The organism is Streptomyces sp. NPDC003036 (assembly GCF_040611175.1).
Classification (GTDB): Bacteria; Actinomycetota; Actinomycetes; order Streptomycetales; family Streptomycetaceae; genus Streptomyces.
This window is the reverse complement of sequence record NZ_JBEXNO010000003.1, coordinates 1-19,717: the sequence shown is the minus strand read 5'-3', so window position 1 is coordinate 19,717 and position 19,717 is coordinate 1. Positions and strand designations below refer to the sequence as shown.

Genomic DNA, 19,717 nt, shown 5'->3' with positions numbered 1-19,717 from the left:
GACGTCGCGAGGGCCCCGGCGCCGCATCGGCTGCCGGGGCCCTTCGCGTACGCGGTCCTACTTCGTGTTGCGGGCCAGTTCGAGGGCGTACTCCGGGAACCAGTCGCCCGCCTTCGGGCCGCCCTTGCAGTCGCCGTCCGACTCGCCGGGGCGCTTGATCCACAGGTACGCGTCGACCAGCGGGTCGCCGGTGTCGGTGGTGGGCGTCTCGCCGAGCGCGCGGCCCGGCGGGTTGCACCAGCGCTCGGCGGGGTCGCCCTCGGTGTAGGGGCCGTTGCCGTTGCGGCTGGTGTCGATGACGAAGTGCTTGCCGCCGACGTTCGCCGAGACCTTCCGGCCGTACTCCTTGCTGGCCTCGGTGGTCTGGAAGTTGGCGACGTTCACCGCGAAGCCGTCGGCCTGCCCGACGCCCGCCCGCTTCAGCGGCTCGAAGATCTGGTCGGGCTTGCCCCAGCCCGCGTTGCCCGCGTCCAGGTACACCTTGGTGCGGGGCTGCTGCTTCAGCCGCTGCACGGCGCCGCGCAGGAGGTCGTACCGCTCCTCGTGGTAGCGCCCGTCGGTGCAGTTGTCCACCATGTGCATCACGGCGTCCGGCTCCAGGATCACCGTGGCCGGCCGGTCGCCGATGCCCTTGGCGACCTTGTCGAGCCAGTCGCGGTACGCGTTGCCGTCGGCGGCGCCGCCCGCGGAGTGCTGGCCGCAGTCGCGGTGGGGGATGTTGTAGAGGACCAGGACGGCGTCCCGGTCGGCCTCGGCGGCGGCCTCCGTGTAGCCGCGGGCCTCCGCTTCCGGGTTCTCCGCCCCCACCCACTGGCCCACCGGCTGGGTGGCGATCTTCTTGAGCAGCTCGGCGTTCGCCGTGTCGCCGTCACGCAGGCGACTGGCGAACGCCTGGGCCGCCTTCCCCTCCGGATTGACCCAGAACGGGGAGATCTCCTTGGGCTGCTGGCCGATCGCCGGTGCCGCCCCCTGCGGCTGTTTCCCGCCGTCGGAGGAGGAACACCCCGCCAGCAGCAGCGCCGCGACCACCCCCATCGCGGCCGCGCCCAGGCGTACACGACCGGTGCAACTGCCGTACATCCACTCCCCTTTGGTGCACTGTCGTCGGGGGCCACCCCCCCAGGCGCCCCTGCCCCGGACAAGCCCGGTCCAATCCATCCTGGCACACGGGCCGGTTACGGATCAGCGGGCCCCGGTCACGCCCGTGAGGTACGCGGAGACGACGACGTTCGCCGTGTAGGCGCCCGAGGCGCGGTCGAAGGTGCCGCCGCAGGTGATCAGCCGCAGCTCGGCGCGGCCCGGTCTCCGCTGCCCGTACACCTTCTTCGGGTCGAACTCGTCGCGTGCGAAGACCTGCACGTCCTCGATGGTGAACTCGGCGGTCGAGCCGTCGGTCCGGGTCACCCGGACCCGTTCGCCGGGGCGGGCCGAGCTCAGTCCGTAGAAGACGGCCGGTTCGGTCTCGGTGTCGACATGGCCGACGAAGAGCGCGGCGCCGTCCGTGCCGGGCTCGCTGCCGGCGCCGAACCAGCCGACGGTCCGCGGTGTCTCGTACGGCGGCGGGTCCACCGCCCCGGTGGCGTCCAATCCCCGCGCCACGACCGGAGCCGCGATGCCCAGCGACTCCACCTCCAGCCGCGTCGGCCCGGCCGGCTCCAGCGGCGGGTGGGCGGGCGGCAGCGGTACGCCGAGGGGGCGGCCGACGGCGGCCGCGTCGCCGGTGGCGGGGGCGGACAGGCCGCCGGGGCCGTCGGGTATCTCCCTGCCCCAGAGCCACAGGCCGAGGAGGAGCAGGGCCCAGGCCACGCCGGTGAGCAGCCGCCCGGAGCCGGCCGGGCGGTCCGGGCTCGACGCCATGGCCGTCAGTCCGTGCCCGGGCCCGTGCCCGCCCCCGCGCCGGTACGCCGGCGGCGGCGCAGGCGGGCGCTGCGGAACGCGACGGCGACGGCCGCCGCGCCCGCGAGGACGAGGCCGATCACGGTGTGCGGGGTGCCGGGCCCGGCCTCGTCGGCTCCGGTGACGGCGTCGGCGACGCTCGGGGCCTGGGCGGGGTCGGCGGCGAGCGTGGCCGCGCCGCCGCCGCCGGCCCGTACGGGCGCGGTGGGGGTGGCGGGCGTGGGGAGCATGACGTGGACGGCGCCCGCGGCGCGGTGGTCGCGGCCGTCGCAGTGCACGGTGACGTCGTACGTACCAGGGGCGATGTGGGACTTGACGGCGGTGGTGCCGCGCAGGGGCGCGCCCTTGCCGTCGTGGGCGGAGAGCGGGGCCTCGGTGACGAACGCCTTGGATCTGGCGTGGCCGTGGTCGCGCTTGCAGCCGGTGACGCGGATGTCGACGCCGGCGCCGGGGGCCGCGGTGGCCGGGTAGACGAGGGCCGTCACCTTGTGGTGGCCACCCGGTTCCTCCTCCCCCGCGTGCGCGAGGCCGGCGGCCGGTGCGAGCACCAGCACGGGCGCCAGTACGGTGGCCGCCCCTGCGGCACGGAAAGCGAGCAGTCCTGAACGCATCGTGAACCTCCTGGTACTCGAAGATTCACTCCTGTCGGGACTTTTCGCATCTCCAGGGGACGACGGGGGCGGCCATTCGGCGCAGCTACCGCTGTGACCTGCGGTGATGCGGCCGGTTCCGTCAGATGCGCTCGACCAGGTCGGCGATGGAGTCGACGACGGTGGACGGCCGGAAGGGGTAGCGGTCCACATCGGCCGGGCTGGTCAGCCCGGTCAGCACCAGGAACGTCTCCATGCCCGCCTCCAGGCCGGCCAGCACGTCCGTGTCCATGCGGTCGCCGATCATGGCGCTGGTCTCGGAGTGCGCGCCGATGGCGTTGAGCCCGGTCCGCATCATCAGCGGGTTGGGCTTGCCCGCGAAGTACGGGTCCTTGCCGGTCGCCTTGGTGATGAGCGCGGCGACCGATCCGGTCGCGGGCAGCGGGCCCTCGGCGGACGGCCCGGTCTCGTCGGGGTTGGTGCAGATGAAGCGGGCGCCGCCGTTGATCAGCCGGATCGCCTTGGTGAGGGCCTCGAAGCTGTAGGTGCGGGTCTCGCCGAGGACGACGTAGTCCGGGGCGTGGTCGGTGAGGATGTACCCGATGTCGTGCAGCGCGGTGGTGAGCCCCGCCTCGCCGATGACGTAGGCCGTGCCGCCGGGCCGCTGATCGTCCAGGAACTGGGCGGTGGCGAGGGCCGAGGTCCAGATGTTCTCGACGGGCACGTCCAGGCCCATGCGGGCGAGCCGGGCGTGCAGGTCGCGGGCGGTGTAGATGGAGTTGTTGGTGAGGACCAGGAAGGGCCTGTCGGTGTCCCGCAGCTTCTTGATGAACGCGTCGGCGCCGGGGATGGGGACGCCCTCGTGGATGAGGACGCCGTCCATGTCGGTGAGCCAGGATTCGATCGGCTTGCGCTCTGCCATGGTTGCGGGACTCCTGCCGTGCAAGTCGTGCGTGGGTGCTGGGGGCGCCGCGACGGCACTGTGGCGACGCCCCCAGACTAATCAGGATGAGGTGATCTTCACCCCGTCGATCGTCCAGTACCAGTTGTTGGACCCGGTGTAACGGAAACGGAAGCTGACGCTGGACGCGCCGGAGGGGACGGCGACGGTGAGGGACTGGGGCGTGGAGATCACGTCGGAGGTGTAGCTCTTGACGACGGTCGGCGTGCCGCCGTTGAAGGAGGCGAGGACCTCGGCGGTCTGGCTGCCTTCCTGGCGGTAGAGCGTGGTGAAGTCGAGGGTGACCCTGCTCTTGCCGCTGACGCTGTACGCGGGCGTGACCAGCGTCGAGTCGTACGTACCGGAGAAGGACTTGTCGGCCCACTCGTCGGAGTCGGCGACCGCGAAGACGCCGCGCGCGCGGACGTTGAGCTCGCGCTGCTGGTCGCGTTGGGTGCGGGACCAGAACTCGTCGGTGGCGAAGGACCAGCCGCGCCACTCGGTCATGCCGCCGGTGCCCATGGCGTTGTTGATGACGGACCAGCCGCTGGGCGGGGTGTGCGTGAAGCCGAGGACCCCGGCGGGGATGCCGGTCTCGTCGACGCGCTGCGTCAGGGCGGACTGGAGGGTGTCGAAGGGGTCGGTGGAGCGCTGCTGGATCGGCTTGCCGTCCAGGCCCCAGGCCGGGTCGGGGACGATGCCGAGCTGGTGGAAGACGGTGGCGGCGACGTCGACGAGCCGGGTGTCGAGGGGCCGGGCGCCGGCGGCGATGCCGGGGCCGGTGGCCAGGACGAAGGTGCGCCGCTCCTCGATGGAGCTGCCGCCGTGGCCGCCCGCGTCCACGTGGCCGTGGTCGGTGGCGACGATGACGGTCCAGCGCTCGGAGGCGTACGTCGGACGGGCCTTGATGGCGGCGAGCATCCGCCCGAGCTGGGCGTCCTGGACGGCGATGGCGTCGAGGTACTTCTGCCCGGTGCCGCTCGCGTGCGCGACGACGTCGGTGTTGCCGAGGTAGACGAAGAGGACGTCGGGGTTCTGGTCGCGGAGGATCGACTCCGTCTCGGCGGTGATGGTGGCGTCGTGGGCGACGTAGCCGTCCCGGTCGCCGTCGAGGACCAGCTTGGCGTCGGCGCCGGGGGTGACGGTGCCCTGGGTGTCCAGCGGCTTCCAGTCGACGGCGGCGTACGTGGACAGCCCGGGCCGCACCTGGGCGAGGCGGGCGAGGAAGCCGGGGTACTGCCCGTAGTTCTTGCCGGTGAAGGTGTTGTCCTTGACGCCGTGCTTGTCGGGCCAGACACCGGTGGAGATGGTCGACCAGCCGGGGCCGGAGGAGGTGGCGGCCATGGGGTTCGCGTACAGCAGGGACAGGCCGTAGGTGCCGTTCGCCATCATCGCCTTCATGTGGGGGGCGTTGGCGGCGTCGATTCTGTCGTGGCGCAGGCCGTCCATGCCGACGACGAGGACCTTGTCCTGGCTGGTGCCGTTCGGCAGCGTCGGGGCCGCGACGGCCGGGGCGGCGGCGACCGCTGCCGTGGCGGCCCCGGCTGCTGCGGCGACGAGCACGGTACGGCGGGACATGCCGGTGTTCGGCATCGGGGAACCTCCATCGAGGGGGTCGGGGGCGTACGCCAACACCCCTGCGGCACAGGGGTGTTGGTCCATACCCGTTATGCTTCCGCTACTTTTCGCGGGGCACCAGATACGTGCGGTGAACTGTTGGCAGCGCTTCGGCTGCCGCGCTTCAGCTGCCCGTCGCCGTCTTCCACGCGTCGATGTACGTCTTCAGGTTCTTGTCGACGTCCGCCCAGTCCGGCTCGAAGACGTCGACGCCCTTCATCAGCGCGGCCAGCTCGATGGCGTTGGCGTCGGTGGGCTTGACGTCGGTACGGGCGGGGAAGCCGCCGCCGACCGCGCTGACCTGCCGCTGCGCCCGCTCGCTGAGCATGAAGTCGAGGAGCTTTTTGCCGTTCTCGCTGTGCGGGGCGTCCTTGACCAGGCCGGCGGCGTACGGGAGGGCGAAGGTGGTGGGCTTGCCCCCCTGCCGGGCCGGGAACCAGATGCCGAGGTTCGGCATGGACTTGGCCTGCGCGAAGTTCATCTGGACGTCGCCGTTGGCGACGAGGAGCTCGCCCTTGTCGACCTTGGGGGTGAGCTTGGAGGTGGAGGAGGACGGGCCGACGTTGTTGGCCTGGAGCTTCTTCAGGTACTCCATGGCCGGCTTCTGGCCGCCGAAGTCGTGCATGGCCTTGATGACGACGGCGGTGCCGTCGCCCGCGACGCCCGGCGTGGAGTACTGGAGCTTGTCCTTGTACGCCGCACCGAGGAGCTCCTCCCAGGTGGTGGGGGCCTTGGGGAGCTCCTTCTTGTTGTAGACGAAGCCGAAGTAGTTGTTGACGACGGAGGTCCAGGCGCCGTCGGCGGCCTTGTCGGCGCCGTGGACGTGGTCGGCGCCCTGCGGCTCGTACCGCTGGAGCAGCCCCTTGGAGTCGGCCTGCTGGATGAAGGGCGGGAGGGTGACGAGCACGTCGGCCTGGGTGTTGCGTTTCTCGCGCAGGGCGCGCTGCACCATCTCGCCGGAGCCGCCCTCGACGTACTCGACCTTGATGCCGGTCTCCTTCTCGAAGTCCGCGAAGACCTGGTCGTACCAGCCGTCGCCCTTCTCGCCCTTGAGGCCGTCGGCGCTGTAGACGGTGACGACCTTCTCGTTCGAGGCGGCGGAGCCGGTGCCGCAGCCGGTGAGTGCGGCGGCGAGGAGGAGGCTCGCGGCGGTGGCGGCGAGCGGCTTGGCGTACGTAAGCATGACGTCGTTCTCTCCTAGCGGTACGTGGCTTTGGTACGGATGCGGGAGACGGCGAGCAGGACGAGCAGCGTCGCCGCCATGAGGACGACCGCGAGCGCCGAGCCCGTGAAGAGGGACCCGCGGTCGGTGGCCGTGAAGATCAGCACCGGCAGCGGCAGCCAGTCCGGCGGGTAGAGCATCATCGTGGCGCTGAGCTCCCCCATGGACAGCGCGAAGCAGAGCCCGGCGGCGGCGTTGAGCGATGGCAGCAGCAGCGGCAGCTTCACCCGGAGGAGCACGTACGCGGGCCGGGCGCCGAGGCTCGCGGCGGCCTGTTCGTACACCGGGTCCAGGCGTACGAGGGCGGCGGAGACGGACTGGTACGCGAACGCCGTGACGAGCACGGTGTGCGCGAGGACCACGATCCACCGGGTGCCGTTGAGCAGCAGCGGCGGCTGCGAGAACGCGACGAGCACGGCGAGTCCGACGACGACGGACGGGACGGCGACCGGCAGCACGAACAGCGCGTCGAGCGTCCTGCGTCCGCGCCTGCCGAGCGCGTGCGCCGCGAGCGCGGCCCACGTCCCGACGACGAGCGCGAGGGCGCTCGCGGTGAGGGCCGTGACCAGGCTCGTGGTGAGCGCATGGAGCGACTCGCCGCGCACGGCGGAGGCGTAGTGCTCGGCGGTGGGGCCGGAGGGCAGGGCGCCGGACCAGTGCGTGGAGAAGGAGGCGGCGAGGATGACGAGGAGGGGGAGGGCGAAGAGCGGCAGGAAGAGGACGAGGAAGAGGGCCCAGAGCGCCCACCGGCTCTTAGCGCTGTGCACCAACACGACGGCTCACCACCCGGTAGAGGGCGTACAGCCCCACGGAGATCGCGATGTTGACGACCGCGACGACGCACGCGGCCGGATAGTCGGACTCGAGGATCGCCTTGCCGTAGACCAGCATCGGCAGGGTCGTCACGCCCTTGGCGCCGGTGAACAGCACGATGCCGAACTCGTTCAGGCACATGACGAGGACGAGGCTCCCGCCGGCGGCGAGCGCGGGCAGCGCCTCGGGCAGGATCACCTGCCGCACGATCCGCGCCGGGCGGGCGCCCAGCGCGGACGCCACCTCCAGCTGCGCGGTGTCGAGCTGCGAGAACGCGGCGAGGAGCGGCCGCATGACGAAGGGCGTGAAGTACGTGACCTCGGCGAGCAGCACCCCCCACGGCGTCGCCAGGAACCGGAACGGCCCCTCGGCGGCCCCGGTGACGTCGGTCCACAGGCCGTTGGCGATGCCGACGGTGCCGTAGAGGAAGAGGAGCGCGAGCGTGATGAGGAAGGAGGGGAAGGAGAGGAAGACGTCGATGAACTTGGCGACGGCCCGCCCTCCCGGGAACGGCACGAACGCGATGACCAGCGCGAGCACGAACCCGAGGACGAGGCACCCGGCGGTCGCCCCGACCGCCAGCCACACGGTCGTGGCCAGCGCCTCCCGGAAGGCGTCCGACGCGAAGACGCCTGCGTACGCGCCGGGGGCGAGGGACTCCTGGACGACGAGGGCGAGGGGGTAGAGGAACACGACCCCGAGGGCCAGGACGGGTGGAAGGGCCCAGAGCCGGGCGGACAGGCGGGGTCGGGAGACGGAGGCCGACGGCGGGGGGCCACCCGCCAGGAGAGCTGCGCCCGAGCCCGCGCCCGCGGACGGCGACGCGCTACCCACCGGTCACCTCCGCCGGCAGCAGCACCGCGTCCTCCGGTGCGAAGTGCAGCGCCACCTCCGCGCCCAGCGGCGGCAGGTCGCCCGGTTCGCGCAGCTCACGGACGTCCGCCATCACACGGTGGCCGGCGACGTCGACGTACAGGCGATGCGTCGAGCCGCGCCACTGGACCTCCTCCAGCGTGCCGCGCAGGGTGTTGGGCCCCTCGCCGAGGCCGAGGAGGTGCGGGCGTACGCACAGGGTGGCGCCACCGGCCACGTCCGCCGGGAGCGGGACGTCCAGCTCGCGCCCCGCGAAGGCGACGGTCCCGGCGGACGGGCCGACGGTCACCGGCAGCAGGTTCGCGTTGCCGACGAACGACGCGGTGAACTCCGTGCGCGGCCTCCGGTACAGCTCCTGCGGCGTGCCGCAGTCCCGCAGCCGCGCCCGGTCCATGACCGCGATGCGGTCCGCCAGCGTCAGCGCCTCCACCTGGTCGTGGGTGACGTACAGGATGGACACGTCCGGCAGCTCGCGGTGGAGCCGCGCCAGCTCCGCGAGCATCCCGGAGCGCAGCTGCGCGTCCAGCGCGGACAGCGGCTCGTCGAGCAGCAGCACGCCCGGCCGGATGGCGAGCGCCCGCGCGATCGCGACGCGCTGCTGCTGCCCGCCGGACAGCTCGCGCGGGTAGCGCCCGGCGTACGCGGCCATGCCGGTCATCTCCAGCGCCTCGGCGACCCGCGCCGGGATCCCGGACTTCGGCGCCTTCCGGGCGCGCAGCCCGAAGGCGACGTTGTCGGCCACCTTCATGTGCGGGAACAGGGCGTACTGCTGGACGACCATCCCTATGCCGCGCCGGTACGGCGGCAGTGCGGTGACGTCGCGGTCGCCGATGAAGACCCGCCCCGACACCGGCCGTACGAACCCGGCGACCGCCCGCAGCGCGGTGGTCTTGCCGGAGCCGGACGGGCCGAGGAGGGCCATGACCTCGCCGGGTTCGACGGTGAGGTCGAGGGAGTCGAGGACGACGTTCCCGCCGTACGCGACGGAGACCCCCTCGAAGCGGATACCGCTCCCGGTCATGCCTCCACCTCGGCGAGGAGCGCGGGCAGTTCGGCGACCGAGCCGAGGACGTGCGTGGCGCCCGCCGCGCGGAGCGCGTCCGCGCCGTGCGCGCCCGTCAGCACGCCCGCGACGACCCCCGCCCCGGCCCGTACGCCGCTGAGCATGTCGTACGACGTGTCACCGGCGACCGCGACGCCCTGGACGCCGTCCGCCGCGCCCGTGCGCAGCAGGGCGGTCAGCACCATGTCGGGGTACGGGCGCCCGCGCCCGCCGGGCGTGTCGGCGGGGCAGAGCGTCAGCTCGACGAGGTCGCGCCAGCCGAGCGCGTCGAGGATGGCGTCCTGCGTGACGCGGGCGAACCCGGTGGTCAGCACCACCGTGCGCCCCTGGTCCCGCAGTTCGCGGACGGCGTCGGCGGCGCCCGGCACCGGCGCGATCCGCCCGTCCGCGACCAGCTTCCCGTACGCCTCCTCGAAGGCGCGGTTGGCGGCCTGCGCGCGGGTCTCCTCGCCGAAGAGGTGCCGGAAGACGGAGATCTTGGACTCGCCCATGGTGGCGCGGACGTGGTCCAGCATGGCCGTGGTCGGCTCCTCGCCGAGCCGGCGGGCGGCCGCGGCGAACGCCTCCTCCACCAGGCCGCCGTCGGCGACCGTCGTACCGGCCATGTCGAGGACGACGAGTTCTCTTGCCATGGTGGTCACCAACCCAGTTCGTTCGCGGTCGTCTCGGCGATGGCGGGCGAGCACGTCATGCCGCGCCCGCCGGGGCCGGTCACCAGCCACACGCCGTCGCGCACCCGCCGGCGGTGGACGACGCGGCTCGTGTCGGTGCACTGCGCGTACACCCCGGCCCAGCGGCGGCGGATCCTCGGCAGCGGCCGGCCGAGGAAGGACTCGACGACCCGGGTGAGGTGCTCGTAGGGGTCTTCGAGGGTGTCGAAGGCGAAGGGGTGCTCGTACTCGTGCGTGTCGCCGATGGTCAGCCCGCCGTCGAGCCGCTGCACCATCAGCAGCTGCATGCGGTGCGCGGCGGCGACGGGTTCCTGGGGCTGTCCGGCCTCCAGGGCGTCGGAGGCGTACGCCGGGTAGTAGCGGAAGGAGTCGGCGTCGGCGACGGAGGTGGTGAGGGGCTCGCCGAGCGGGTCGGTCTGCATCATCTGGAGGCGTACGCGGCGTACGGGCAGGTCGCCTCCCGTGAGCTCGCGGACGAGCCCGCCGAGCCAGGCGCCGGTGCACAGGACGACGGCGTCGCCGCGGTGGACGTCACCGTGGTCGTCGCGCACCGCGTTCTCGCCGACGACCTCGCGGACCTCCCGTCCGGGGAGGAAGGTGTAGCGCCCGGAGGCGTGCAGCGCTTCGCGCAGCGCCGGTTGCGCGGTGCGCGGTTCGACGGCCGCGTCCCGCTCGCACCACAGGGCGGCGGTGAAGTCGCCGCGCAGGGCGGGGTTGAGGGCGCGGGCCCGGGCGGGGGTGAGGAGCTGGTAGCCGCGGGCGGCGGCGTCGGGCCGGGCGACCGCGGCCTCGGCGACGGCGAGCTCCAGCTCCGTGCGGACGGGGGTCAGCGAGCCGATGGCCCGGAAGCCGAGCGCGGGCACACGGGTGCCGATGGACTCCCACAACGCGCGGGCGCGCAGGGCGGTTTCCAGCTCCTCACCGCCCGCGCGGCCACTGACCCAGATCTGGCCGAAGTTGCGGACGGAGGCCCCCCGGGCCTCGGTCTCGCGCTCGATCTGTACGACCTCGTGGCCGCGCTCCACTGCGTGCCAGGCGTGCATGGTGCCCACCACGCCGGCTCCTACGACGATGACTCTCACGGCGGAAACGGTCGCGGCGGCGGGTGGCGCGGGTGGGTCGGGTCGGCGACGGGAAGGTGAACGCCCCCGCAAGTTTGGCCTAGACCCGTTACCGTTCCGTTATCCCCCTTGGTGGGGCCCGAGATGGGTCGTGAAGCTGAAGCGGTCACCGCGGTAGAGGGTGCGGACGCGCTCCAGCGGTCTGCCGTCGGTGTCCCGCGAGACGCGGTGCAGCAGGAGCATGGGCAGCGCGGGCGGCGTCCCGATGAGCAGCGCCTCGCGCGGGGTGGCCAGGACCGTCTCGATGCGCTCGTCGGCGTCGCCGAAGGTGATGGAGAGCCGTTCACGCAGGTACGCGTAGAAGGAGGACTCCGGGTCGAAGTCGGTGTCCAGACGCGGGACACGGGCCTCGGAGACGTACGTGCTCTCCAGCCCGACCCGCTCGTCGTCGGCGAGCAGCACCCGCTCCAGGTGCCAGACGGGGTCGCCGGGCGCGATGCCGAGATCGGCGGCGAGCTCCTGCGGGGACGGGAAACGGTCGAGGGAGACGAGGTGGCGGCCGGGTCTGCGCCCCTGGCGCCGTACGCCCTCGGTATAGCTGGCGAGGGCCAGCGGCTGCTCCAGCTTGGGCCCGGCGACGACGGTGCCGCGCCCCCGGCGGCGCAGCCGGCCCTCCAGCAGCAGGTCGCGCAGGGCCTGGCGTACGGTCTCGCGCGAGACCTCGTACCGCACGGCCAGATCGCGCTCGGTGGGCAGGGCCCCGCCCTCGCCGAGCTCGTCGACGAGGGCGGAGATGCGGGCCTTGACCGCGTAGTACTTGGGGACGCGGCCGTGCTCCGGGATGCCGGAGCGGACGGGTGCGCCGGGTGCGCCGGGTGCGCCAGGGGAGGCCTGGCCGTTCGGGTAGTCCACGGCGGGATGGTCGCAGACGTACGTGAACGCGTACGTGCACGCGTCGGTGCACGCGCCCATGAACGCGTGCACGCGTCGGTGCACGCGCCCGTGAACGTCAGTGCCGCCCGCCTCTCCGGCGCCCGACCCACCACCGCGCTCCGGCGCCGAGGAGCAGCGCGAGGGCGGTGGCCCCGGCCAGGAGGAGGGTGTCGTGGCCGGTCCTCGGCAGCTCCTCCGCCAGACCCGGCTCCCCGGTCGCGGCCTCGCCGGTCGGCGGCGGCCCCGTGGGCCGCGCCCCGGCTGTGGCCTCGCCGGTCGGGCGCTCCTCCTCGCCGTGCACGGCGAAGCGGTAGTCGCCGGACTCCCCGACCCAGTCGCCGTCGTCGCCCCGGCGCTGCACGATCGCGGCGTTGGCGGTGACCTCGTCGGGGCGGGCGTCGGAGGTGAAGGCGAGCCGTACGGGGACGGTGAGGGTCCGGCCGGGCGGAACGGTGTAGCCGGGGAAGCCGTTGTCGAGGACACCGACGAGCTCGTTGTGGTCGGTTCGCTCGATGGTGACGGGGTGCGGGCGGCCGCCCTGCGCGGGGCCCTTCTCGTCCTCGTAGAACTCCAGCTGGATCTGCGAGGGCTGCAGCGTCTGCGCGCGGTCGGTGAAGACGATGACGGGGTGGATGTTGCCGCAGGTCCGGGCGGTGGTGTTGGTCAGCTCGACGCGCCAGGTCTGAAAGCCGCCGCCGGCCTCGTAGACGGTGGGCCCGTCCTTGATCCGCGTACCGATCGGGAAGGCGGTGTCGGCGGGGTTCCCGCAGGTCGGCTGGCGCTCCGGTAGGGCGATGGCGTCGGCACCGCCGGCGGTGTCGGCGCCGCCCCCGGCGACGGGCGGAGGGGTGGGCGCGGCCAGCGCGGTGCCCGCGGCGGAGGGGACGGCGAGCAGGGCAACCGTGGCTCCGGTGGCGAGGGCGTGGCGCAGTCGCATGGGGCACCTTCGGCGGGGCGCGGAAAGTCGTGCCCCGAGAACCTGCCACGCATCGGCGTCGCCGCATCGGGCAGGGCGGGACGGCCCGCCGTACGGGGGCACGTATGCACCCGTACGGCGCAGCGGGGCGGGCGGGGGCGGCCCCTCAGAGGCCGAACACCGGCGCGAGCGCCAGCAGCGCCGCGCCCTGGGCGACCGGGTGGTCGGCCGTGGTGCTGCCCTCGGCGGGGCCACCGCCGTCGCCCGTGCCCGCGGCCGTGACGGGGTGGGCGTCCGCGACGGTCACCGGTACCGGCGGTACGCCGCCCTCGCGGCGGGCGCGCTCCGCCAGGACGGCGCCGACACCTCGTACGAAGGGCTCCGGCGCCCCCGTGACGACGCGCCCGCCCAGCAGCACGCGGTCGATGTCCAGCAGCCCGACGAGATTGGCGGCGCCGACGCCCAGCACCCGCGCGGCCTCCGCCAGGTCACCGCGCGCCACGGCCGCGAGGCACAGCGCCTCCAGGCAGCCGCGCGCCCCGCACCCGCACGGCGCGCCGTCGAGCTGCACGGTCTGGTGCCCGAACTCCCCCGCACCGGTCCTCGCCCCCCGGTACAGCGTGCCGCCGAGGACGAGCCCGGCCCCCAGCCCCGTACCGAGGTGGAGGTACGCGAACGACTCGCCGCCCCGCCCGCGCGCGGCGATACGGAAGGCGGCGGCGTTCGTGTCCTTGTCGAGGACGACGGGCAGGCCGAGGCGCTCGGCGAGCGCGTCCCGCAGCGGGAACCCGTCCCATTCGGGGAAGCCGGTCACGCGGTGCGGTACGCCGGTGGTGTGGTCGAGCGGCCCGGGCATGGCGACCCCGACGCCGAGGACGGTCCCGTCGAGGAGGCCCGCCGCTTCCCGCGCGACCACCTCGAGGACGGCCTCGGTTCCGGCGCCGAGGTTGAGCGGGACGCCGCGCGCCGCTACGACCGCCCCGGCCAGGTCGACGCGTACGGCCGTCAGCTCGTCGCGGTCGAGGTGGAGCCCGACGGCGTGGGCGGCGCCGGGCACCAGGCGCAGTACGGTGCGGGGCTTGCCTCCCGTGGAGGCGCGGCGCCCGGCGTCGACGGCGAGGCCCTCGTCCCGGAGCCGTGCGGTGATCTTGCTGATGGCCTGCGGGGTGAGTCCGGTGCGCTCGGCGAGCTCCAGCCGGCTGACGCCGTCCGCGCCGGCCTGCCGCAGGAGATTGAGCAGCAGGGCGGTGTTGTGGCTGCGCAGAGCGTTGATGTTCACGGTCCCATTGTCCTGTGCGCTTGCACTTTGGCAACAGCGTTGCTTAAGTGGTCGGCATGACAGGCACGCATCGGACGCACGGCACGCCCGGCACGCCCGGCACGCCCGGCACGCCCGGCACGCCCGGCATGAACAGCCCCTTCCGCGTCGGACTCGTCGGCTACGGCCTCGCGGGCTCCGTCTTCCACGCCCCGCTGATCGCCGCGACCGAGGGCCTGGCCCTGGACACGGTCGTCACCTCCAACCCGCAGCGCCAGGAGCAGGCGCGCGCCGCGTTCCCGGACGTCCGGGTCGCCGAGGCCGCGGAGGAGCTGTGGGCCCGGGCGGACGAGCTGGACCTGATCGTGATCGCCTCCCCCAACAAGACGCACGTCCCGGTCGCGACCGCCGCCCTCCAGGCCGGTCTGCCGGTGGTCGTCGACAAGCCGGTCGCGGGCACGGCGGCGGAGGCGCGCGGCCTCGCGGCCCTCGCCGAGGAGCGCGGCCTGCTCCTCTCCGTGTTCCAGAACCGCCGCTGGGACAACGACTTCCTCACGCTCCGCTCGCTCGTCGAGCGCGGCGAGCTCGGCGACGTACAGCGCTTCGAGTCCCGCTTCGAGCGGTGGCGGCCGCAGCTCAAGGGCGGCTGGCGCGAGTCGGGGGCGCCGGAGGAGTTCGGCGGGCTGCTCTACGACCTCGGCAGCCATGTCGTGGACCAGGCGCTGGTGCTGTTCGGCCCGGCCACGCGGGTGTACGCCGAGTCGGACGTCCGCCGCGCGGGCGCGGAGGCGGACGACGACACCTTCATCGCGCTGACGCACGCGAACGGCGTCCGCTCCCACCTGTACGTCAGCGCCACCGCCGCCCAGCTCGGCCCGCGCTTCCGGGTGCTCGGCTCGCGGGCCGGGTACGTCAAGTACGGCCTGGACCCGCAGGAGGCGGCCCTGCGCGAGGGCCTGCTGCCGGGGCCGGACTGGGGCAGGGAGCCGGAGCCGCTGTGGGGCCGCCTCGGTGCGGGCGAGTCCCCGCTGACGGGCGGCGGCACGCCGGTCCCGTCGCTCCCGGGCGACTACCCGGCGTACTACGCGGCGGTCGCCGCCGCCCTGCGCGACGGCACGGCCCCGCCGGTGACGGCCCACGAGGCGGCGGCCGCGCTGGACGTCCTGGAGGCGGCGCGCCGCTCGGCCCGCGACGGCGTGGCGGTGACGCTGTGACCGCGACGGCCCCCACCATCGAGGAGCTCGAAGCCCAGCAGGCCCGCCTGACGCTCCCCCACTTCACGCACGACGACGCCTGGCGCCTCGGCACCCTGCTGGTCGACCTGGCCCGCGATCGCCGGGCCCCGGTCGCGATCGCCATCCACCGCGGCCCCCAGCGGCTGTTCCACTGCGCCCTTCCCGGCTCCAGCGCGGACAACGACGCCTGGATCGACCGCAAGCGCCGCGTCGTCGAGCGCTACGCCGAGAGCTCCCTCCTCGTGGGCACCCGCTTCCGCGCCAAGGGCAAGTCCTTCGACACCGACTCCCGCCTCGACCCCGACCACTACGCGGCCCACGGCGGCTCCTTCCCCCTCACGGTCACCGGCGTCGCGGGCCCCATCGGCACGGTGACGGTCTCGGGCCTGCCGCAGCTGGAGGACCACGCACTGGTGGTGGAGGCGCTGGAGCGGTTCATCGCGGGGTTGTGAGCCTGCATCCATGCGCGACCGTTGCAGCGCACGAGTCTGAGTCATTTCCCGTCGAACGGCAGTGGAATGAGGGCAAGGGTGCGTAGAATTTCATCAAGGTCACCCAGTGCCCTCCTGCAGAACTCCTGGTCATTCGCAGTGACCGAGTGGACAGCATCCTGAAAAGCACGCGGGCCGCCCCCTTCCCCCTCATGAAGGATTCGAGAGGGAACGAGAAGCCAATTCCGCCGGGTTGTGTCAAACGTCCACTCCACGGCAGTCTGCACGCCGCCAATCGCACACCCAAGCAAACCGGACATGCCGGCCGGCGGAGCAGCGTAGCGCCACCCAAGATAGGGAACTTGCAGATACCCGTAGACAGGATGCGGCCCGGCACTCAGCTTGAACCATGCAAGGTCGCCGAATCTCGCAAGGGTTCTCATGGCGTTCAGAGCTCGCGACGACATTTCCACACCCTTCCCCGATCAAGTCACCAGAGCGGCCCTGAATACCCGCCATCTTTAATCAACAGCTTCTTACCCGGATTCATAAGCCTGATAGCGCGCTCATAATCGCCGTAAGGGATCGGATCCCGGCTCATGACCGGGTCATACACATATCGCCCGTCAGTATAGACATCATGGTACCGGTAGTCGACCACGTTGCGCCCCCCTTCCTCCGGGATTCGAATCACAGGGTCACCATAAATCGTGAAGTTGATAATCTTCCCTTCATCGTTCGAATTCCTGCGAATATATTCCGCGACCTCAGAGCAGTCGATATTTCCACCCGTCGGAGCGGATCCCATGGCCTCAGTCGCCGTCACACTGGGCGGATGGTTTGGACTTGGCGGCCTGAACTCGAAGGGTCCGCGCACTTCTCCGTCCTCGCAATCCGGCGCCAGACCAAGCGAATCGGACCTGGTGTGCGGATTACGAACGTAAGTCGCAGGATTAGGGGCAGGGGCGAGCCCCAGCGGATCCGGTGTGAGATACCGGGCTGTTTCGGGGTCGTACTGCCTGTAGTAGTTGTAGTGGAGACCTGACTCTGGATCGTGATACTGGCCTGGAAAACGGAGTGGCGTGTGCGCTTCTGCATTCGTGTTCCACGCGGTGGTCCCCCACAGCGTGCTGCGAGTTCGCCACGCCAAAGCCCCAGAGGCGTCGACGAGTGCGGTGGGCGCACCAACCAGGTCCGTGACGATGGCGAAGAACCGCTCATCGATCACTTCCTGCGACGTCCCGGCTCCAAGAACCCGCTCCGTCTGGGCCAGCGGGTGCAATCCGTGGTGGTCCCAGGTGAGAGCGACAGGGTGGGGGAATTGCGGCGCAGTCGCGATCTGCTCGCAAAGTGTGGTGCCGTCCCAGGTGAAGGTCACCTGCTCGACGACCGCTTCCCCGTCGGCAGCGAGGCGTTGCTTCGCGATGCGCCGTCCCAGGGGGTCGTACTGGTAGCGCCACACCGTGCCATCGGGCGTGGTGACCTGCCTCAGGCGGTCCTCGGCATCCCACTCGTAGCGCCAGGTCTCCGGCTTCCTGGAGAGCCGGGCCTTCTGCCGCAGAACGATGCGGCCGAGCTCGTCGTGCTCGTAACGGACTCTGCCCGCACGGGTGATGACCGTACCGGCGTACTCACGGGGACCGATCGCCTCCTGGCCCGGGTGCGTGGCGGGCCAGTACGCCTCCGTTTGGTTGCCCGTCGCGTCGTAGGCGTATCGCTCCGTCCAGCCGGCGGCATGCACGGCGGTGACGCGGCCGACCGCGTCCAGCTCGAAACGGCGGTTGCCGGAGAGCTGGTCTTCGATGCCGATGAGATTTCCGTCGGCGCGGTAGCTGTAGGACCGCCGCTGGAGACTGCGGCCCGCGCCCGTGACGTGCTGGTCGGTGAGGCGGCCGAGTGCGTCGTAACCCGACGCGAAGGTGACGGCTTCACCGACGTGGCGGGCGATCTCGTGGCCCGCCGCGTCCCGCTCGAACGTCAGCGTCCGGCCTGAAGTCGTCAGTGCCGCCCGTCGGCCCGCCGCATCGTACGTCCAGGTACTCACCGCGCCGGACGGTGTCGTACGGGAGACCTTGCGGCCTAGCTCGTCGTAGGTGTAGCTCATCGTGCGGCCGTTGACCGTCTCGGACCGCAGGCGTCCAAAGCGGTCGCGGAGAAGGGTGACCGTCGCGTCCGGACCGACGGCTTCGGCCAGGTGGCCCGACAGGTCGTAGGCGAAGGTCGTGACCGTTCCTTGCACGTTCTTCGCCCTGACGCGACCCAGCTCATCGCGCTCGTAGCGGATCGTCTGCCCGGAGGCGTCCGTCCGACTGACGAGGCCGCCGGAAGCATCGTGGGTATAGGTCAGCGTGCGGTTGTCGAAGTCCGACTCGGATATGAGGTGGCCCGCGGCGTCGTACGCGTAGTCCCACGTCTGGCCGTGCGGGTTGCGTACCTGGGTGAGGCGGAGCTCCTTGTCGTGGCGGAACTCGTAACGTGCCCCGTCGGGCCCGGTCCGGGCCGTCAACAGGTCGAAATGGGTGTACTCGAAGCGCGACACGCCGCCCAGAGCGTCGATGTGCGTGACGCAGTTGCCCTCACCGTCGTACGTCCAGGTCTGCTCGGTGCCGTCGGGCTCGGTACGGCGGGCGAGCTTTCCCTCCGGGGTCCATTGGAACGTGGTGACGGCACCAAGCGGGTCGACCATCGCTATGGGGCGGCCGAACGCGTCGCGTTCCGTTCGCGTCGTTGCGCCGAGCGGGTCGGTGACTTCCACGCTGAGCCCGGCGGCATTGGTGCGGATCCGAGTCGTGTTCCCCAGCGCATCCGTGACGGAGGTGAGGTGGCCGCGATCGTCGTACGTGAAGCGCGTGGTGGCGCCCGACGGACCGGTGACCGCGATGCGGTTGCCACGGTCGTCGTACTCCTGCCGTGTCGCGGTGCGGTCCGGACCGCTGACCCTGACCGGCAGCCCCAGGTGGTTGTACTCGGCGGTGGCCTCGGTCCCGTCCGGCCGGAGAACAGCCGTCATCCGGCCGGCTTCGTCGTATCGGAACCGAGTGGTACGACCCATCGGATCGGTCCGGGACAAGAGCCGGTTGTAGCGGTCGCGCTCGTAGCGGGTGACTGCTCCCAGGGGGTCGATCTCCACCACGACCTGGTGGGCATCGTTGATCAGATAGCGGTAGACAGCGCCACTGTCCATGGTGACGGTAGTGACACGCAGCCCGGTCCCGGCGTCCGTGCCGTCGTAGTCCACCCGCAAGGTGACGTGGCCCTCGGTGCCTCCTTCGGCGACGCACCGATCCCGGTCGTCGTACGCGTACGCGTAGCGACTGCCGTTCGTGTCCGTCCACGACGTGACCCGTGCCCGCTGGTCGTAGGCGAACCGCAGGGGCAGCCCGGAGGAGTTGATGACCTCGGTGAGGTTTCCCTCGGTGTAGCCGTACCGCAGAATTTCCTGGTCTGTGCCGTCCGAGGCCGCTCCCGCGAGATGCAGGGCTGTGATCCGGCCGTCACGCGTCGTCAGCTTCAGGTGGTAGCCGGCGCCGTGGACGATGCTCGTGGGGACGCCTTCGGCGTCGTACTCGAAGGTGATCCAGTTGCCGTTGCGGTCGTCGATCTGAGCCAGCAGGGCCAGGCCGGCACTGCGCGTGGCGAAGCGCCAGACGCGCCCCGTGTCCGGGTTGGTGATGGTGTAGTCGCCGTCGACATCGCGGTCGAGTGGCCAGCGCGGGCCGTGGCTGGGCATGACGGGGACGCCCGGGGCCGGATGCGGGTACGCGAGCAGGAGGCCGTCCTCACACACGAAGACGACACCTTCGGAGTCGATTTCCAGTCGCTGGTCAGCCGTGGAGGACCAGGAGGGTCCGAACCAGCGGCCCGCGCGGTAGTCGGAGGCCACACGGCGCCGAAACGCCAATGGCAGCACGCCAGGGAGCGCGATGTCCGTCTGCGGCAGGTACATCGCGCCGGTGGCCAAGTCGATGGGGTCCGACCCGCCGTTTTCCACGGCGTCTTCCGGCCGAGACGGTTTGGAGGGGTCCTCTACACCCTTGCGGGCCGCTCCCTTCGCCGCGTCGTCGAGGCCGTGCCGGACGCTGCCCTTCAGGCCGGCGCTGGCAATGCTCTTGAGGGCGCCTGCTCCCTTGGTGGGGACGGCTGCTTCGAAGAAGAGCCGGCCCATGAATTCGCTGGGGTCTTTCTTGGCGGCTTCCCA

General features: G+C 72.0%; 16 protein-coding genes and 1 pseudogene. 2 read left to right on the top strand and 15 right to left on the bottom strand.

The window, feature by feature from the left end:
- Positions 1-57: 57 nt before the first annotated feature.
- The 14 genes from ABZX67_RS02960 to ABZX67_RS02895 form a co-directional block, all read right to left on the bottom strand.
- A complete protein-coding gene (locus ABZX67_RS02960) occupies positions 58-1,080 on the bottom strand; it encodes a glycoside hydrolase family 6 protein (RefSeq protein WP_355353534.1) in 1,023 nt (340 codons plus the stop codon).
- A gap of 102 nt (positions 1,081-1,182) precedes the next feature.
- Positions 1,183-1,857, bottom strand: a complete 675-nt coding sequence (locus tag ABZX67_RS02955; RefSeq protein WP_355353531.1) for a class F sortase — start codon at positions 1,855-1,857, stop codon at positions 1,183-1,185.
- 5 nt (positions 1,858-1,862) lie between these two features.
- A complete protein-coding gene (locus ABZX67_RS02950) occupies positions 1,863-2,507 on the bottom strand; it encodes a hypothetical protein (protein ID WP_355353528.1) in 645 nt (214 codons plus the stop codon).
- Positions 2,508-2,628: 121 nt separating this feature from the next.
- Positions 2,629-3,408, bottom strand: a complete 780-nt coding sequence (locus ABZX67_RS02945; RefSeq protein WP_355353525.1) for an HAD-IIA family hydrolase — start codon at positions 3,406-3,408, stop codon at positions 2,629-2,631.
- Positions 3,409-3,489: 81 nt separating this feature from the next.
- On the bottom strand, positions 3,490-5,019 hold the full coding sequence (locus tag ABZX67_RS02940) for an alkaline phosphatase family protein (protein ID WP_355353522.1): 1,530 nt from the start codon (positions 5,017-5,019) through the stop codon (positions 3,490-3,492).
- A gap of 148 nt (positions 5,020-5,167) precedes the next feature.
- Positions 5,168-6,226: a 2-aminoethylphosphonate ABC transporter substrate-binding protein gene (locus tag ABZX67_RS02935; RefSeq protein ID WP_355353519.1), complete on the bottom strand. Its 1,059-nt coding sequence runs from the start codon at positions 6,224-6,226 to the stop codon at positions 5,168-5,170.
- Positions 6,227-6,240: 14 nt separating this feature from the next.
- Positions 6,241-7,038, bottom strand: a complete 798-nt coding sequence (locus tag ABZX67_RS02930) for an ABC transporter permease subunit (protein ID WP_355353516.1) — start codon at positions 7,036-7,038, stop codon at positions 6,241-6,243.
- Positions 7,019-7,864, bottom strand: a complete 846-nt coding sequence (locus tag ABZX67_RS02925) for a 2-aminoethylphosphonate ABC transporter permease subunit (protein WP_355354082.1) — start codon at positions 7,862-7,864, stop codon at positions 7,019-7,021. The genes ABZX67_RS02930 and ABZX67_RS02925 overlap by 20 nt, the downstream gene beginning before the upstream one ends.
- Positions 7,865-7,904: 40 nt before the next feature.
- Positions 7,905-8,972, bottom strand: coding sequence for an ABC transporter ATP-binding protein (locus ABZX67_RS02920; RefSeq protein WP_355353513.1), 1,068 nt, complete (start codon positions 8,970-8,972; stop codon positions 7,905-7,907).
- Positions 8,969-9,646, bottom strand: a complete 678-nt coding sequence (locus ABZX67_RS02915; protein WP_355353510.1) for a phosphonatase-like hydrolase — start codon at positions 9,644-9,646, stop codon at positions 8,969-8,971. Before ABZX67_RS02915 ends, ABZX67_RS02920 begins: the two co-directional genes overlap by 4 nt.
- Positions 9,647-9,651: 5 nt before the next feature.
- On the bottom strand, positions 9,652-10,767 hold the full coding sequence (locus tag ABZX67_RS02910; RefSeq protein ID WP_355353507.1) for a TIGR03364 family FAD-dependent oxidoreductase: 1,116 nt from the start codon (positions 10,765-10,767) through the stop codon (positions 9,652-9,654).
- A 99-nt stretch (positions 10,768-10,866) separates the two neighbouring features.
- On the bottom strand, positions 10,867-11,742 hold the full coding sequence (locus ABZX67_RS02905) for a GntR family transcriptional regulator (RefSeq protein WP_355353504.1): 876 nt from the start codon (positions 11,740-11,742) through the stop codon (positions 10,867-10,869).
- Between the two features lie 13 nt (positions 11,743-11,755).
- Positions 11,756-12,616, bottom strand: coding sequence for a cell wall protein (locus ABZX67_RS02900; protein WP_355353501.1), 861 nt, complete (start codon positions 12,614-12,616; stop codon positions 11,756-11,758).
- Positions 12,617-12,761: 145 nt separating this feature from the next.
- Complete coding sequence (locus ABZX67_RS02895; RefSeq protein ID WP_355353498.1) at positions 12,762-13,874, bottom strand: ROK family transcriptional regulator; 1,113 nt, start codon at positions 13,872-13,874, stop codon at positions 12,762-12,764.
- 128 nt (positions 13,875-14,002) lie between these two features.
- Here ABZX67_RS02895 and ABZX67_RS02890 point away from each other — a divergent pair, with 128 nt between their 5' ends.
- Both ABZX67_RS02890 and ABZX67_RS02885 read left to right on the top strand, forming a co-directional pair.
- A complete protein-coding gene (locus ABZX67_RS02890) occupies positions 14,003-15,067 on the top strand; it encodes a Gfo/Idh/MocA family oxidoreductase (protein WP_355354079.1) in 1,065 nt (354 codons plus the stop codon).
- Complete coding sequence (locus tag ABZX67_RS02885) at positions 15,064-15,540, top strand: heme-degrading domain-containing protein (RefSeq protein WP_355353495.1); 477 nt, start codon at positions 15,064-15,066, stop codon at positions 15,538-15,540. Before ABZX67_RS02890 ends, ABZX67_RS02885 begins: the two co-directional genes overlap by 4 nt.
- Positions 15,541-16,414: 874 nt before the next feature.
- On the opposite strand, the pseudogene ABZX67_RS02880 reads toward ABZX67_RS02885, so the two are convergent.
- Positions 16,415-19,717: pseudogene (locus ABZX67_RS02880) on the bottom strand (DUF6531 domain-containing protein); the annotation flags it as partial.